We start from the raw sequence: 16,925 nt of genomic DNA, 5'->3' as shown, positions 1-16,925 counted from the left end.
CATCGGATCTCCGGGGCCTTCCGGGGCGCCAGGCGGCTTGTATAAACGACGGGAACGCGCCATCCGCGCCTCGCCGACCAGCGCTGATCCACCACTGGCCGGCGCGCTGTGGGGCACCACCGTCCGAAAGCAATCCCGGAGGACATGTGGTGCCACCACTCCCGGCCGCGGGCCGCTGCGGAGAACCGCCGCCCGCCCCCAACTCCCCTTAGTTCCCCGGCAGTTGACGACAGTTCCGCAGGAAGGAGCTCTCCCTTGAGCACCCTGGTCGCCAAGCGCGCACCGCGCGCCGAGGGCCCCGCCATGCCCGAGGGCCAGATAGAGCTGGCGGAGCCGCCGGTTCTGGGTGAGCCGGCGAGCCCGGACTTCGGATCCGCGTTGATGTACCTGCCCATGGGGCTGGGCACCGGCGCCATGGTGCTGATGTTCTCCATGCAGAGCGCCGGGCCGTCGATGTACCTGATGACCGGCATGATGGGCGTCGCGATGGTCAGCATGACCTTGACGCAGATCGGCCGGGCCGGTGCCGAACGGCGCCGCAGGATGCGGGCGGAACGCCGGGACTACCTGCGCTACCTGGCCCAGAAGCGCCGGCAGGCCCAGCAGGCCGCGGCGGAGCAGCGGGCCGGACTGCTGTGGGACAACCCCGACCCGCGCGATCTGACGGCCCTCGCGCTGGGCCCCCGGCTGTGGGAACGCCGGCCGAGCCACGAGGACTTCGCCCGGGTGCGCATCGGTCAGGGCACGCGCCGTGCGGCCCTGGAGTTCCTGCCGCCGCAGACCCGGCCGGTGGAGGACCTGGAGCCGCTGGCCGCCATCTCCCTGCGACGGTTCACCAAGGCTCACCAGAAGGTGCCTCGGCTCCCGATACCCGTGGCGCTGCGCCGGTTCACCAGCGTCGAGCTGGCCGGTGCGGGCGAGCCCGCCCTGGCGCTGCTCCGCGCGGTGGTGGCCCAACTCGCGGTCCTGCACTCCCCCGACGAGCTGCGCATCGCCGTACTGGGGGCCGGGTCGGCGCGTGACGAGTGGGACTGGATCAAGTGGCTTCCGCACAACGTGCATCCGCACGAGGAGGACGACGCCGGCCCGGTCCGGCTGGCGGCCGGCGACCACGATGCCTTGATGGAGCTGCTCGGCCCCGACGTACGGGACCGCCCGGACCACGACCCGGACGCCTCCCCCAGCGTCGCCGAGCCGTTCGTGGTGATCGTCGCCCAGGGGGTGGCCCTCCCTGAGACCTCCCGGCTGCTGCACGGCGGCCTGCGCAACGTCGTCCTGCTGGATGCCACCGGCGCGATGACCGGCGGGCCGAAGGTGCTGCGGTTGGCCACGCACGCCGGTCGGGTGGAGTTCCCCTCCGGAGACGACACCGTCGCCGCCGAGGCCGACGGCCTCAGTCGCACGTCGGCGGAGGTGCTGGCCCGTACGCTGGCGCCGCTGCGGACCAGTGGCAGCGTCGACCTCGTCGACCGGCCGTTGGAGTCGGATTTCGACCTGACGGCGCTGCTCGGCCTCCGCGATCCGCGCACCTTCGACGTGGCGGCCAAGTGGCGCCCGCGGCAGGCCCAGGCGGCTCGTCTGATGGTGCCGCTGGGCGTCACCGAGGAGGGCGAGGTCGTCGAGCTGGACATCAAGGAGTCCGCGCAGGGCGGCATGGGCCCGCACGGCCTGCTGATCGGTGCGACCGGCTCCGGGAAGAGCGAACTGCTGCGCACGCTGGTGATGGGTCTGGTCGCCACCCACTCCTCCGAAGTCCTCAACCTGGTGCTGGTGGACTTCAAGGGCGGCGCGACGTTCCTGGGCATGGACCGGCTGCCGCACACCTCGGCAGTGATCACCAACCTGGCCGACGAGATCCACCTGGTCGACCGGATGCGCGACTCCATCAACGGGGAGATGATCCGGCGTCAGGAGCTGCTGCGCGAGTCGGGTCACTCCTCGCTGTTCGACTACGAGAAGGCACGGGCCGCCGGGGCCGACATCACACCGCTGCCGTCGCTCTTGATCATCGTCGACGAGTTCTCCGAACTCCTCGCCAGCAAGCCGGAGTTCGTCGACCTGTTCGTCTCCATCGGGCGGCTCGGCCGCAGCCTCGGCGTCCACCTGTTGCTCGCCTCCCAACGCCTTGACGAAAGCCGCATCCACAAGGTCGAGGGCCATCTCTCCTACCGCATCGCGCTGCGCACCTTCTCCTCCATGGAGTCCCGCAGCGTGATCGGGGCCTCCAGTGCTTATGAGCTGCCGTCGGCGCCGGGCAACGGCTTCCTCAAGGTCGACACCACCAACCTGGTCCGCTTCAAGGCCGCCTATGTCTCCGGTCCCGCGCCGGAACCGGTCGGCGAGGCCGATACCTCCGCCCAGCAGGCCAAGGCCGCCCAGGAGGTCACCCTGTTCGGCCTCGAACGGCAGGGCGCGCTGCGGTCGGAGCGCACTGACGATCAACTCCCCGAGGTAGGCGGGCAGTTGACCCATGTGCGGCGGGCCGACGAACCCGCCGGACCCGTCTCCGGTGGCGAGCAGCACAGCGAGGAGAGCTTGCTGGACGTGCTGATCGAGCGGCTGGCGGAGAGCGGGCCGCCGGCCCGTCAGGTCTGGCTGCCGCCGCTGACCGAGTCGCCCAGTCTGGACGAGCTGCTGCCGGGCATCGTCCCGGACCCGGTGCGCGGCATCAGTGCGGCGGACCACCCCGCGCTGGGCTCGCTGAAGGTGCCGATCGGCATCGTGGACCGGCCGTACGAGCAGCTGCGCGAGCTGCTGGTCGCCGACCTGTCCGGCGCGGACGGCCACATCGGACTGGTGGGCGCCCCGCAGACCGGCAAGTCGACGATGCTGCGCACGCTGATCCTGTCGCTGGCGCTGACCCACACCCCGGAAGAGATCCAGGTCTACTGCCTGGACTTCGGGGGCGGCGGTCTGGTGTCGACGGCGGGCCTCCCGCACGTCGGTTCCGTCGCCACCCGCTTGGAGCGGGACCGGGTGCTGCGCACCATCGCGGAGCTGACGGAACTCATCGAGAGCCGTGAGCAGGAGTTCACCTCCCGGGGCCTGGAGTCGATGGCCTCCTACCGCAGCCTCAAGGCAGCGGGTGAGATCGACGATCCGTACGGCGACGTCTTCCTGGTGGTCGACGGCTGGGGGACGCTGCGCCAGGAGTACGAGGACCTGGAACCGCGCGTCATCGACATGGCGGCCCGCGGACTGTCCTTCGGGATCCACGTCATCGGGTCGGCGGTGCGCTGGTCGGAGATCCGGCCTCGGCTGCGCGACCTCCTGGGCACCAAGTTCGAACTGCGGCTCGGCGACGCACTGGAGTCGGAGGTGGGCCCGCGGGTCGCCGCGGCGGTGCCGCACCAGCCGGGCCGCGGCCTGACGGCCGGCGGCCACCACTTCCTGTCGGCCCTGCCGCGGCTGGACGGTTCCGGGGAGACCGCGGACCTCACCGCCGCGACCAAGGCGGCGGTCGCGGAGATCGACACGTTCTGGACCGGCCGCTCGGCCCCTGGGGTGCGGCTGCTGCCGACCCGGCTGCCCGCGCAGCAGTTGCCCGCGCCCGAGGGGGATCTCCGGGTCTGCCTGGGCTGGGACGAACAGCGCCTGCAACCGGTGTGGCACGACTTCTCCAACACCCCGCACCTGATGGTCTTCGGCGACGGGGAGACCGGCAAGACCAATGCCCTGCGCCTGGTGATCCGTTCCCTGGTGTCCCGCTACTCCCCCGACGAAGCCCGCATCATGGTGGCCGATCCCGGGCGCGGACTGCTCACCGCGGTCCCCGAGGAGTACCGGGTGGGCTACGTGGTCGACAGCGACGCGCTCGCCCAGCTCGCCGGCAACGCGGCGGTCTCGGTCGGCAAACGCGTGCCCGGGCCGGACATCACGCCCGAGCAACTGGCCCGCCGCGACTGGTGGGACGGGCCGCAGTTGTTCGTGGTCATCGACGACTACGACCTGTTCACCAGTGCGCCCGGCGCGCCGTCACCGATGGCTCCGCTGGTGCCGCTGCTCGCCCAAGGGCTGCACATCGGCATGCACCTGGTGGTCGCGCGCAGTACCTCCGGCGCGATGCGCTCGATGATGGAGCCCGTGCTGCGCCGCCTGTGGGAGCTGGGCAACCCGGCGCTGCTGTTCTCCTACCCCAAGGAGGAGGGCAAGTTCCTCGGCGAGGCCAAGCCGCGCACGCTGCCCGCGGGCCGCGCCCAGCTCGTCACCCGTCGGTCGGTCAAGCTCGTCCAGACCGGGCTGGTGAGCCCGTGAACGCCGCGCCCGCACCCCATGTCACGCGTTCCCCCGTCCCGGACCGCACCCGATGCGACCGCACCGCCCCCCTGTCCCCGCTCCGGGGGCACCGCAGCACCGCAGGAGCAGCCTGATGACGTCAGCACACGCGGTTTCCGCAGCCACCCCCGAGGTCTGCCGGGTCACCGTCACGGGTCCCGGCGGACAGGCCGACCTGGCGGTACCGGTCACCACGCCGGTTGCCGCGCTGCTGCCGGTGCTGATCGGGCATGTGACCGCCGATCGGGCCGACCGTGGCACCCCCTGGGTCCTGCAACGGCTCGGCGAGGAGCCGCTCGACCCCGACGGCACCCCGGCGACGCTCGGCCTGCGGCACGGGGACGTGCTCCACCTCCGGCCCGCCGAAGCACCCCTGCCCGCACTTCACTTCGACGACCTGGCCGAGGGCGTCGCCCAGACGGTCAGCGCCCTGCCCGGCCACTGGCGTCCGCAGCTCACCCGGGCCCTGGCCCTGGCCGTCGCCGCGCTGACGTTGGCCGCGCTCGCCGCGGCCCTGCTGGGCTTCGGCCCGGGTGTGCGCACCTCGATCGGTGCGGCGGTGATCGCCGTCCTGCTGGGCGTCGGATGCGTGGTCTCCGCACGGCTCGGCGCGGACCGTGGCACGGTGCTGGTGGCCGGCCTCGGCTCGATGGCCTTCGGCGCGCTGACGGGCCTGACGTTTCGTCAGGGATCCGACGGTGGGTACGCACCCGGGCTGCCGGGTGTGCTCACCGCCGCCTTGTGCGCCGGCGTACTGGCCGCCGCCCTGGTCGCCCTGCGGCCGCTGCGGCAGGTGGTGCCCGGCACCGTACTGCTGACCTCGCTGGCCGCGGCGGCCGGCACCGGTCTGATGGGCACCGTGCACTGGCACGGAGGGCAGGCGGCCGCGGTGGTGGCGGTGGCGATGTTCGTGCTCGGTCACTTCGGGCCGCGGCTCACCCTGCGCCTGGCTCGGCTGCGGGTGCCCCGGCTGCCGCGCAGCGCCGAGGAACTGCAGGAGGACATCGAGCCCGAACCGCAGGAGCGGGTGGAGCGCCGGGTCGGACACGCCAGCGCGTACCTCGACACGCTCACCCTGTCCTCGGCGCTCGTCTACGCGGTGGGCTGCTGGTACATGGCGCGGGAGAGCGGCTGGATCGGCACCGTGCTTCCGCTGACCTTCGCCGTGGCCGTCCTGCTGCGCTCCCGCGGCCTCAACAGATCGCTCCAGCGGACCCCCACGGTGGTGGCCGGCGGTCTCGGAGTGACCGCCGTACTCCTCACCCGGATGGCGCCGGGCGGCACGGGGGACCGGGTGGCGGTCGTGGCGCTGCTGCTCGCCGCGGTGGCCGCGCTGCTGGTGGCCGCATGGCGGCTGCCCACCGGGCGGTTGCTCCCGGTCTGGGGACACGCCGGGGACGTCCTGGAGATGGCGACCGCGATCGCCCTGCTGCCCCTGCTGCTGCAGTCCCTGCACGTGTACAGCTCCATCCGCGCGCTGGTCAGCTGAAGGGCCTCGGACCGTGCAGACACGACGCGACCACCTGCAGGCCTACCAGTTCGCCATGGACAGGCTGGCCACCGCACTCGTCAGCGGCGACCCCGGACGGGGCGAGAGCCCGACCAAGCGGGCCGCGCTGAGCACCTTCTTCGGCGCCGGCATCGTCCTCCTGCTGTGCGCGGGGTTCGCCATCTACGGAAAGCTGTCCCCCGTCACCAACGACGCCTGGCGGCGGCCCGGTTCCGTCCTCGTGGAGAAGGAAACCGGAAACCGCTACCTGTACCTCCGCGGCGCGCTCCGCCCGGTCCGCAACTACGCCTCGGCCCTGTTGCTGACCCGCAGCAGGGGCAGGCAGGTCGTCACGGTGTCGGCCACGGCCCTCGCGAAGGTGCCGCACGGCTCGCCGGTCGGCATCGCCGACGCGCCCGACACCGTCCCGTCGGCAGCAGCACTGCTCTCCGGGACCTGGACCCGGTGCCTGCGCCCCGACCTCGACGGCGGCCTCGCCGTCACCTTCGGGCCCGGCAAGGCGGTGTCGTCGTTCCCGGCCGGTCGACACGCACTGACGGCGGCACCTGACGGCACCCTGTACCTGCTGTGGGGCGGCACCAAGTACCGGGTGCCCTCCAAGGCCACGCTCATCGCCCTCGGCCTGGACGGCGACCGTCCGCTCGCCGCTCCGGCGGCCTGGCTCGCGTCGGTGCCGACCGGTGCCCCGCTGAGCGCCGCCGACATCGCCGGCGCGGGCAAGCCGGCCGGCCGGGTGGCCGGAAAGCCGGTCACCGTGGGGCAGTTGTTCACCACCTCGGCGGCGGGCACCACGCGCTCCTACGTGATGACCCGCGGCGGCGTGGCCTCCCTCAGCCCCACGGAGTCGGCCCTGCTCGCCGCCAAGCCGGGGGCCGCGGCACCGCGTGAGGTCTCCGCCACCGACATCGCCGCGGCTCCCGTCTCGACGGACCAGTCGCTCACCCACCGGCTGCCCGACGTCCTCGACGCCCCGGCGGTGCACAGGGACGGCCAGGCGGTCTGCCTGCGGGAGGAGGCCCACGGCACCAAGCTGACCAGTGCGGTGGTCATCCAACGCGGCCCGGCCGCCACCGGCAGCCGCACCGTGCTCGTGCCGCCCTCGCACGGGGTCCTGGCGGTCGACCGCGACCAGCTCCTGGCGCGGGCGGCGAACCCGCAGTCGTACCTCGTCACCGACCGGGGCATCGCCTACCGGCTGGCCGACTCCAAGGCCGCCGGGGCCCTCGGCCTCGGCGGATCGCCGACGGCCGTACCGAAGAGCCTGCTGGCAGCCCTGCCACACGGGCCCGCGCTGGACACCGCCGCGGCGGCGCACTCGGTGAAGGGGAGCTGATCCGATGCCCATCGCCCTGGGAACCACCCGTACGGCCGGCGGCGCGATGCAGTGCCGCGCCGCGGGCCACGCCCTGCTGATCCACCCGAAAGGCAAACCCGACCCGCAGGCGGTCGCGTTCGCCGCAGGTCTCGCCCTCGATCCCCAGCACACGCTGGCCGTGGTGGACCTGCCCTTCGGAGCGCTGGACGACGCGGCCGACGCGATCGCCCGGCTGCTCGCCGGCCGCGCCGGCAGCCTCCGTCTGGTCTTCGGCCGTGCCACCCCGCAGGAGTCCTGCCGGGCGGCGCAGCGGATCGCGGACCGGCTCGGGCAGTTGGTGCTGGCCCCCGACGGCGAGATGCTGCTGACGGCCGGCGGCGGTCTGTTCATCCCCAACGACCACGGGGCGGGCTGGCTGCGGTTCCGGCCGGGACGCGAGGCGGAGCGCGACTCGCAGCGTTTCCCGAAGCCGCGCTGGGAGTTCGCCACCTTCGACCGGCCGTGGGCGACCAGCGGTCACGGTGTGGTGGAGCCGGTGCCGAGCGGGGTGTGGGTGCGCAGCCCGCGCAGTGCGGCGTTCCCCGCCGAGCGTCAGTGGCTCGTCGACCGGCTGCCGAGCCATGCGGACATCCTGACGGCGGTACTCGGCAGTCCCGGCGGGCCGCCGGTGCCGCTGGCGGACGTCGCCCGGTTCGTGCACACGATGCCGCCCTCGGCGCGCCCCTGGGTGCGGTTCCTCCACTTCGGGCCGGTGTCCCTGCGGGAGGGCGGCGAGGCCCTGGGACAGGAACTGGCGGACGTGCTGGGCCAACAGGTGGTGCTGTACGCGGGCGTGCCCGTGCAGGCCCGGATCGGGCTGGACGCCCCCGAGGTGGCCCTGGTGCGGCCCGACGGCACGCTCGGCCACCGCCCGTTCGCCAGCGAGCTGATGTACTTCCCCCGCACCGGCGGCGAGCCCGCGCCGCCCGCGCTCTTCGGCCTGCGCGCCCCGGTGTCCGGGGTGCGGGAGATCTGCGCCGACGTCTACGAGTACGCCGCGGACGTGGTCCTCGAAGTGGTGCAGAGCGGGCTGTGGGTACGCCCGCCCGCCGAGCCGGCCGCCGGCGACGCGGTGCGCCGTATCCCGGCGTCGGCCGACTTCGCGGCGATCCTGTACGACCGCAGCACGCCCCGGACGGCGGAGCGGATGCGCGCGGTCGCGGAGGACGTGCTGTGGCGGCTGGACCCGGCGAACCGTGAGAGCTTCAAGGTCCTGCCCGCGGACGCCCCCGGCACGGCCACCCAGAGCGCGGACGAAGCACACCTCTGGTCCGGCGACGGCTCCGCGGCCACGGGCGCGCAGCCGACCGCCGGGCGGATCCGTCCGGCGCAGGCGGCCCCGTGGAGCGCGGCGGAGTCCGCGTCTCCCCAGGAGCGGTCGGCGTCCGCGGGCCCGCGCGGGACCGGCGGCGCCGCTTCCCCGCTGCTCGCCCGTTTCGATCCCGACGACCCGGCCACCGCTCCGGGCCGCGCATCCGTGAGCGCCGCTCCTCCCCGGCCGGCGTTCCCGCCCGCTTCGGCGCAGCCGCCTGCCCGGACGGAGTCCGACGCCCCGTCGGTCCGCCTGCCGCAGACGGAATCCGCGCGGCCGGCCGGTGCCGACGCCGCAGCCACCGCATCCGGTCCCCCGGGCACCACTGCGGTGTCCTCCGCGCCGGGCCATGTGGTCCCGGCGCCGGCCCCCACCGAACCCCCCGCACCACCGGCGGTGGCGTCCGCGCCGCCCCCGGTGCCGGCCTCGCGTCCGGTGGCCGCGGCCGGGGCGCCCGGCAGCGACGCGCCGGTGCGGCCGGACGAACCGCCGTTCCCCGCCGTGCCCGCGCCGGAAACGGCGCCCGCGCCCCCAGCGTCCGGCCCCACCCCGGAGCCGGCACCCGCGGCGCCCGGGAACACCACCCCGGAGCCCGCGCCCCCCGTGGCCGGGGCCACCCCGGAGCCCGGGTCAGCAGCGGTCACACCCGCCGTCCCCACCCCGGAACCGCAGCCCGCGGCGGCGCCGGTCATCCGGCTGGAGTCCGACTCCCCCGCCGCGCCGGCCCGCCCCGGCGCCGCTGAGAAAGCACCACCCGGTTCCGACCGCATCCCCGGCCCCGGTGAGCCGCAGCCCACCGCTGAGGGCCCCGGTGTGCCGGACGCCGTGTGCGTCCAGCCGGTGCCGACGGCGTCGGCCTGCGTCGTGCCGCCCGATCGCGACACGGTGCGGGAGCGCGAGTGGGTGCGGCGCACCTTCAGCGCACAGTTCAACGCCCTTGCGGGCACCGTCTCCCGGGTGATGTCGGAGTCGCCCGGGCTGCGCGGCGCCAGCCGCAGCGGGGCCTCCGACGCGCTCACCGACCTCGTCGCGGTCCGCCTGTACCTGTCGGGCGACAGCGCGGCGGTGGACGCGGCGATCCGTACGGCCGCCGCGGGACCGCACGTACCCCTGGCCCGCTGTGTGGCCGCGGGGCTGCGCAGGCTGCCGTCGTACCGCGGGGCGGCCCTGCTGCGGGCGAAGGTCTCGCCGGCGGAGCGCTCGTGGTACCGGGAGGGGCGGCTGGTCACGGAGTGGGCGTTCTGCACGGCGTACAGCGCGCCGCATCCCGGGCCCGAGGACGGCACCGACTTCCTCATCTGGTCGATGACCGCGCGTCGCACCGCCCTGATCGACCCGCCCGTGCCGCACCGGGTGGTGTTCCTGCCCGGCACCGCGTTCAAGGTGCTGCGCCCGTCCGACGGCGCGGACGGCCCGGTGCTGCTGCGGGAGTTGTCGCCGTCGGAGATCGCCGAGGACGGGCGGGTGGACGTGCAGCGGGTGCCGCTCGACGAGATCGCCCTGGACGGCCTGGAACGCTCCGCCGATGTCCTGCGGGAGAGCGACGGCGCCCCGCCGGCCGACGCCCGGCGCGCCGGGCCGGGCGCGCGGCGGGGGAGGACCTTCGGTTCTGCCCCCGGTCTGATCGGCGAACCCCCGCGGCAGCGGCCCGGTGACAGCGGGCCTGGAGAAGGAGCAAAACTGTGACCCGGCATGTGCTCTTGGTGTCCCCCGACCGTCCGGGGGCCTACCGGGCGATCACCGATGCCCTGGCGGAGGCCACCGACGGCGCGCTCATCACGATCGCGCCGGGCCGGTACGACGAGGCCCTGTGCATCACGCGGCCCGTCACCCTGGCTGCCGAAGGGGGCGGCGCGGCGGAGATCCACTCCTCCGCCGGCAGCACCGTCGTACTGGACGCGGAGGCCGTGCAGTTGTCGGGGCTGCTGCTGTCCGGCACGGACCGCGAGGCGCCGGTGCTCGACGTACGGCGGGGGCAGGCCGCACTCGACGGCTGCCAGGTGTCCGGCGAGGCGTGGGCAGCGGTGCTCGCGTGGCAGGACGGCGTGGTGGCGTTGCGCGACTGCCGGGTCACCAATGCCCAGGGTGCCGGCGTCGTCGTGACCTCTCCCGGCGGCAACACCATCGAGAACTCGCAGATACAGGACATCGGTTCCTCCGCGGTGGTCGTCGCCGAGCACGGCCGGCTCACCGTGCGCGACTGCGACCTGCACCGCGCACGCGGCAACGGGGTGTGCGTCAACGGGCAGGGCTCGGCGGTCGTGGAGTCGACGCGGATCAACGGCAGCGGCAAACCCGCGTTGGCGGTGGAGCAGCAGGGCCGCGCCGAGCTGCGCGAGCTGCAGGTCACCAACAGTGCGGCGCTGGACGCGTATCTGACCAGCGGCGCGGAGATCCGGCTGACTCGCTGCTCGTTCACCGGGTCGGGCGGGCAGGGCGTGCACATCGGCGCGGGCTGCGCCCCGCTGCTGAGCGAATGCTCGATCACCTCCGCGAAGCACAGCGGAGTGCACGCCGCGGCGGGCGCCCGGCCGCGGCTGGAGCGCTGCGCGGTGACGGACACTCCGGTCGGCGTACTGGTGGAGGCGGACGGCAGTGCCGAGTGCACCGATCTGACCGTCAGGGGGGCCACCGACACCGCGGTGCAGGTCTCGGACGGCGACGTCCGGCTCGACCGCCTCACGGTCGACGCGGGCTCCGGTGCCGCGGTACGGGCGAGCGGGGCACGGGCCCGGCTCGACCTGGACGAGGCGGACCTCACGGTCGGCGGATCGGCGGGCATCGAGCTGGCCGAAGGGGCGACGGCCCGGCTGACCGGCGTACGGCTGGACGCCCGCCGCGGCACCGGCCTCAGCCTCGCGACGGGCGCCCGCGCGGAGGCGGAGTCCTGCCTGTTCTCCGGCTGCTCGGCGGTGATCGGCACCGAAGGCCAACTGACCGCACACGACAGTGAGTTCACCGGTTCCGACACCGACGGCGTGCGGGTGACCGGTGGCGGCACCCTGACCGCGGTCGGCTGCCGGATCAACGGCGCCCGCGGCCACGGCGTCAACGTACAGACGTCCGCGCGCGCCGAACTGACCAACTGCACGGTCTTCGACAACGCCGGGGACGGGGTGCGTTGCAACACCGAGGAGCCGGTCCGGGTCCAGGACTGCGAGCTGCGCGACAACGGCGGTACGCCCGTGCGTCAGCTCAACGCCGACCAGGTGTCGGTGGAACGGGTGGAGACCCGCGGTGACCTGAGCGAAGACCACTCGGCCCACACCGCCGACGCCATATCCGGCGCGTCCGACCCCGAGGTCGCGCCGCAGCGGCACGCGGGCACCGGACCGCTGGCGGAACTGGAGGCGCTGGTCGGTCTGGAGAGCGTCAAGGCCGAGGTCACCGGGCTGATCAATCTGAACAAGATGGCCCAGCGCAGACAGGAGATGGGCCTGCCGATGCCCCCGGTGAGCCGGCACCTGGTCTTCGCCGGCCCGCCCGGCACCGGAAAGACCACGGTCGCCCGACTGTACGGAGCGGTGCTGGCGGAGCTCGGCATCCTCAGCCAGGGCCACATCGTCGAGGTGGCCCGCGCGGACCTGGTCGCCCAGATCATCGGCGGCACCGCCATCAAGACCACCGACGTCTTCCAACGAGCCCTGGGCGGCGTGCTGTTCATCGACGAGGCGTACACCCTGACGAACCAGTCCCGGGGTACGGGGCCGGACTTCGGCCAGGAGGCCGTCGAGACGCTGATGAAGCTGATGGAGGACCACCGCGACGAGATCGTGGTGATCGTCGCCGGATACTCGGAGCAGATGGACCAGTTCCTGGCGTCCAACCCGGGTATGGCCTCGCGTTTCGCCCGCACCGTGGAGTTCCCCAACTACAGCCCGGAGGAACTGATCACGATCGTGCGGGGCCTGTGCGCCAAGCACTACTACGAGCTCACGGACTGTGCCCTTGACGCACTGGGCCGTTACTTCGAGAAGGTGCCGAAGGGCGCCACGTTCGGCAACGGCCGGGTGGCGCGCCAGGTCTTCGAAGAGATGATCAGCAAGCAGGCCTCCCGGCTCGCCGCGGACCCGCCGACGGACGACAGCGAACTGTCACGCCTGACCGGCATCGACGTGGTGACCGTCCCGGCCGACGCGGGCGCAACCCAGCAGGCCCCTCCCGGCGCCGACCGCAGCACCGCGACGGCCGACCACCCCGCCGGGCCACAACGGCTGACCGCCATGACCGGGCTCGGCGCGGCCCGGGCGGCGCTGCACGCCAGGGTGGAGAGGCTGGCCCGGACGGACCGGCAGCGCACACAGCCGGTCTCCGCACAGGCCCACGTGATACTGGAAGGGCCCCGGGGAAGCGGACGCCGCGCCCTGGCCCGGAACTACGCCCGCTGCCTTGCCGAACTCGGCCTGCTGTCCACCGGGTTCGTCCACGACGTGCCGCTGTCCGCGATCCCCGTCCGGTGGGCCGAACAGCCACACATCCGGCTGGCGGCCGAGTGGACGGAGGCGCAGGGCGGCCTGCTCGTACTCGAACTGGACGATGCCTTCGGGGGCCGCCCGCCGGCCGAGCGCACCGCCGTCCTCGACGCGGTGGCCCGGATCGCCGCCGAGCCCGGCGGCACCGCGCTGGCGCTGTGCGGGACGGCCGCCCCGCTCAAGGACCTGGTGCGGGAACGGCGGGACGTCGCCAAGGAGTTCGCGGAGTACGTCCGGCTCGATCCGTACACCACCGAGCAGACCGTTGACCTCGCGCGGCGCCATCTGTCACGGTTCGGCTTCCACCTGGGTGACGACGCGGCCCTCGTCCTGGCCGCCTCCTTCGACGCCTCGCCACCGTCCGGCGGCGCCTACCAGGCCCACCGGCTCGCGGAACGGCTGGCCGCCACCGCGCGCGGCCGGACCGTGTCCGCCGCGGACCTCCCCCGACCTCCGGCACCGCCCAGCGCGCCGCCGGACCACGAACCCGCGGACCCGGCGGCCGGCTCGGCCGCCGCCGGGCCCGCGGAACCACCGCATCAGCAGACCGAAACGCTGGTGCGGGCATGAAACCGTCCACCGCCGACGCAAGGGCGGCCCCGCGCCGCCCGGCGTCCGCCGGCCTGACGGCCACCATCCACCCGGCGCGCGTACCGACCCGGCACGGGGACGTATCGCTACCCACGGCTTCGGCCGGCGCCGTATCCGAAAGGAGCACACCGTGAACCTGACCGCAGTTGAACTGCAGGGCATGACCGCCGCCCAGCACACCTTCCAGACCACCCTGGACGAGGCGACCTCGTCGTACGCCCAGATGGACGGCCAGATCGAGGGCCTCCGGGCGAGCTGGTCCGGTCAGGCGTCGACCATCTACCAGGGCGCCATGCAGGCGTGGCTGAGCGACTTCACCCAGGTCAACCAGGCGCTGCGCACCATGCTGGAGAAGCTGGGGCAGAACACCAATATCTACGCGGACACCCACGAGAACACGCAGCAGCAGGCGAACCAGGTCGCCCAGGCGATGGGCTCCGGCGCCGTCGGCCTGCCCGGCTTCCCCTCCTGAGTCACCCCCACCGACCCCGACACCGCGAAGGAATCACACATGACGTACAGCGTCCAGATGGACCAGGTCGAGTACATCGTCGGCGAGATGAACGCCATCACCCAGCGGATCAACCAGGCGCTGGCCGACCTCGACAGCCAGTCGAAGATCAACCTCAGCGCATGGACCAGCGATGCGCAGCAGACCTACAGCCAGGTCAAGGCGCAGTGGGACCGGGCCGCCGCCGACATGACGCAGAAGGCCTCCACCGCCGCGCAGATGCTCGGCACGATCAACGAGTACTACTCGAACGGTGAACGGCATGGCGTTCAGCTCTGGGCGTGATCTGCCATGAGCGATTCCAAGCGTGCCGTGATCCACTCCGACGGCCCCCGGGTCCAGCACGACGCCCCGAAGCACCCCGCGGTACACGAACCGCAGCGGTACGACGGAAGCACGTCGGTGCCGAGCCAGCACGGGACGTTCGACAACAGCTACGCCTTCACCCCACCCCCGGTGCCTTCGGGGTCGGGTGACCATGCGGGCGCCACTCGTGTCGATACGCCGTCGATGACGATGTTCGCGGACAACATCGACAAGCTGATCAAGCCCACGGCGGACGCAGCCGCCGCCCTGAAGCACATCAGCGTCGCCCCCGGCGCCTTCTACCACGCCAACCAGGTGCGGACGAAAGTCAACGGGCCGAACGCGGACGCCGGGCTGAAGGAGCAGTACATCAAGGTGCTGGCCGACCTCGGCCAGGGCCTCGGTGATCTGCGGGACGGGATCAAGCAGCTGGCGCAGAAGTACACCACCGTCGAGGAGGCGGGGAAGATGTCCGCCAAGGACCTGCAGAACGCGATGCAGGCGTCCAAGGGGGACTTCACCACGCTGTCGAACGACGCCGGCGGGGCCGGCGGCGGGGGAAAGTGACGCTTCCCCCCGCGAGGTAACCCCAACGGCCGGCGGGCCGCCGTCACGTCTCTCGCAAGGCGACGCGACGGCGGCCCCTGGCCCCCATCCGAGAGCAACCGGCCGCGTACCGCGGCGTGATGGAAAGCGCGAGAGCGACATGGGCAGCCGTGACCACAACAGCAACGGGTTCCGCGAGGGTGACGACGGCGCGGTCTTCGGTGACCCGGGCACCGGTGCCGGGTTGGTATCGGACTACGAGACATGGGACTGGAAGCAGATAGCCGCGGCCATCAACGGCATGTCCGCCGGCGTCTCCAGCGATGCCAACGCGCAGCATGCCGCGTCCGTGTCGGACCCCGCCTCACTACAGAACGCCGCCGTCGCCTTCTACCAGGTTCAGCAGGTGCTGTCCGGGGTCACGGAAAGCCTCCAGGCGCAGGCGAAAGCACTCGCCGGCGAGAACGGCCCGTGGAAGGGGGACGCGGCCGACGCCTTCCTGGACATGATGAACACCTTCTCCCGACAGGTGAAGGCCACCGCCGAGGTCCTTTCCGGCGGTGCGGCGCCGACCGGCTCCGCTCCCGCACACTCGGTGCCGCAGCAGCTGGCCGACAATGCGGCCAACCTCCGCAACGCCCAGATCAAGATCGCGCAGATCGACAACTGGTACGCCAACCAGGCCGTCAAGATGGGCGTGCACCCCATGAGCAACGGCCTCATCCCCATCAGCAAGAACCCGAAGCTGGTGGAGATGATGACCAACGACATGCGGGCCGTCCTCAAGAGCCTGGTGAGCGAGTACCAGGTCACCATCGACTCCGTCCGCTCCCCCAACACCATCAACAACCCCTTGAACGGGCCGACCCCGGACAAGATGCCGGGCTCGCCCCCGGCCATCAAGGCCCCGGGGGCGCTGCCGAACGTGACCCCGCCGACCGCCCCACAGTTCTCCAGCCCGTCCGCCCCGGCGCCGTTCAACGCCCCTTCGTTGCCGGGGGGCGGCGCTGCGGCGCCGTTCCCTGGCGGCGGTGCAGCGTTGCCTGACGGTGCCGCTCCGTTCCCTGGTGGCGGCGCCCCGTTGCCTGGCAGTGCTGCTCCGTTCCCCGGTGGTACCGCACCGTTGCCTGACGGTGCGGCCCCGTTCCCTGGTGGCGCCGCCCCGTTCCCTGGTGGCGCCGTCCCATTGCCTGGTGGCGCCGCCCCGTTGCCTGGCAGTGCTGCTCCGTTCCCCGGCGGCACCGGCGTGGGTGATGGGGCAGACGGCCCGGGCGGACCCAACAGCGCACTACCCGCGGCCGCGTTGGACGAGGCGCTCCATCCGGCCGCCTTCCCCGGCGGCACCGGCACCGGCACGGGGCCGGGAGGGATGCCGATGCCGATGTCGATGCCGGTCGCGCCCTTCCCCGGCGGCACGCAGACCAACGAGGCGGGCCTACCGCTGAACAGCCCGCTCAGCGGGGACCGAGGGCAGTGGGGCGACGTCCCCGCCGTTCAGGACTTCCCCGGCGACACCGGCGTCGGCGGCGCAGGAACCGGGTTCCCCGGTGGTGTGGGCGACGGTCTGGAGACCGCCGCTCCGGCCGGCTTCCCCCACGGAACATCGACGACTTCCGGTCTTCCCAAGGGACTTGCCACGCCGTCGCTGCCCAACACCAGCCTGGACGCACCCAGCCTCGGGAAAGACGCTGCGGCCTTCCCCGGGGGCACCGGCGTCGGTGGCGCAGGAGCTGCGTTCCCCGGTGCGAGCGACGGCCTGGGGACCGCCACTCCGGCCGGCTTCCCCCACGGAACATCGACAACGTCCGGTCTGCCCAAGGGAATTGCCACACCCTCGCTGCCGAACACCAGCCTGAACGCACCCAGCCTCGGAACAGACGCTGCGACCTTCCCCGGAGGCACCGGCGTCGGCGCAGGCGCGGGCGCGGGCGTCGGTGCGGGTGGCATGCCGATGATGCCCGGCATGGGCGGCGCGTCCGCGCCCCACGGCACACCCGAACGCAGCGACGCCTCCGGCCTCCTCGACCAACACACCGAACCCTGGACCG

At 73.2% G+C, this 16,925-nt stretch carries 8 protein-coding genes and 1 pseudogene; all 9 read left to right on the top strand.

Annotated features, from left to right (window positions below):
- Positions 1–255 precede the first annotated feature (255 nt).
- Positions 256–4,254, top strand: a complete 3,999-nt coding sequence (eccCa, locus tag ACFV1J_RS01855) for a type VII secretion protein EccCa (protein WP_385855219.1) — start codon at positions 256–258, stop codon at positions 4,252–4,254.
- Positions 4,255–4,369: 115 nt separating this feature from the next.
- Positions 4,370–5,764, top strand: coding sequence for a type VII secretion integral membrane protein EccD (gene eccD, locus ACFV1J_RS01850; protein ID WP_385855218.1), 1,395 nt, complete (start codon positions 4,370–4,372; stop codon positions 5,762–5,764).
- A 13-nt stretch (positions 5,765–5,777) separates the two neighbouring features.
- Complete coding sequence (gene eccB, locus ACFV1J_RS01845; protein ID WP_385855217.1) at positions 5,778–7,118, top strand: type VII secretion protein EccB; 1,341 nt, start codon at positions 5,778–5,780, stop codon at positions 7,116–7,118.
- Between the two features lie 4 nt (positions 7,119–7,122).
- On the top strand, positions 7,123–10,137 hold the full coding sequence (locus tag ACFV1J_RS01840) for a hypothetical protein (protein ID WP_385855216.1): 3,015 nt from the start codon (positions 7,123–7,125) through the stop codon (positions 10,135–10,137).
- Positions 10,134–13,493 (top strand): right-handed parallel beta-helix repeat-containing protein, encoded by a 3,360-nt coding sequence (locus ACFV1J_RS01835; RefSeq protein WP_385855215.1) that lies wholly within the window; start codon positions 10,134–10,136, stop codon positions 13,491–13,493. Before ACFV1J_RS01840 ends, ACFV1J_RS01835 begins: the two co-directional genes overlap by 4 nt.
- Positions 13,494–13,644: 151 nt before the next feature.
- Positions 13,645–13,986 carry a WXG100 family type VII secretion target gene (locus ACFV1J_RS01830; protein WP_385855214.1) on the top strand — a complete coding sequence of 114 codons (342 nt, stop codon included), beginning with the start codon at positions 13,645–13,647 and terminating at the stop codon, positions 13,984–13,986.
- 39 nt (positions 13,987–14,025) lie between these two features.
- Positions 14,026–14,310, top strand: a complete 285-nt coding sequence (locus ACFV1J_RS01825; protein WP_385855213.1) for a WXG100 family type VII secretion target — start codon at positions 14,026–14,028, stop codon at positions 14,308–14,310.
- 6 nt (positions 14,311–14,316) lie between these two features.
- The gene (locus tag ACFV1J_RS01820) at positions 14,317–14,898 is read left to right on the top strand and encodes a hypothetical protein (RefSeq protein WP_385855212.1); all 582 of its coding nucleotides are present in this window, start codon (positions 14,317–14,319) and stop codon (positions 14,896–14,898) included.
- A gap of 139 nt (positions 14,899–15,037) precedes the next feature.
- Positions 15,038–16,925 (top strand): annotated as a pseudogene (locus tag ACFV1J_RS01815) (hypothetical protein); the annotation flags it as partial.

The sequence above is a fragment of the Streptomyces sp. NPDC059649 genome, from assembly GCF_042734445.1.
Taxonomy (GTDB): Bacteria; Actinomycetota; Actinomycetes; order Streptomycetales; family Streptomycetaceae; genus Streptomyces.
Note: the sequence above shows the minus strand (reverse complement) of the source record. Positions and strands in the feature narration are given on the sequence as shown.

Excerpts from the sequence above, each read along its gene's own strand:
- eccD (WP_385855218.1), top strand. The coding sequence starts at position 4,370 with ATGACGTCAGCACACGCGGTTTCCGCAGCCACCCCCGAGGTCTGCCGG.
- ACFV1J_RS01825 (WP_385855213.1), top strand. The coding sequence starts at position 14,026 with ATGACGTACAGCGTCCAGATGGACCAGGTCGAGTACATCGTCGGCGAG.
- ACFV1J_RS01820 (WP_385855212.1), top strand. The coding sequence starts at position 14,317 with ATGAGCGATTCCAAGCGTGCCGTGATCCACTCCGACGGCCCCCGGGTC.
- ACFV1J_RS01840 (WP_385855216.1), top strand. The coding sequence starts at position 7,123 with ATGCCCATCGCCCTGGGAACCACCCGTACGGCCGGCGGCGCGATGCAG.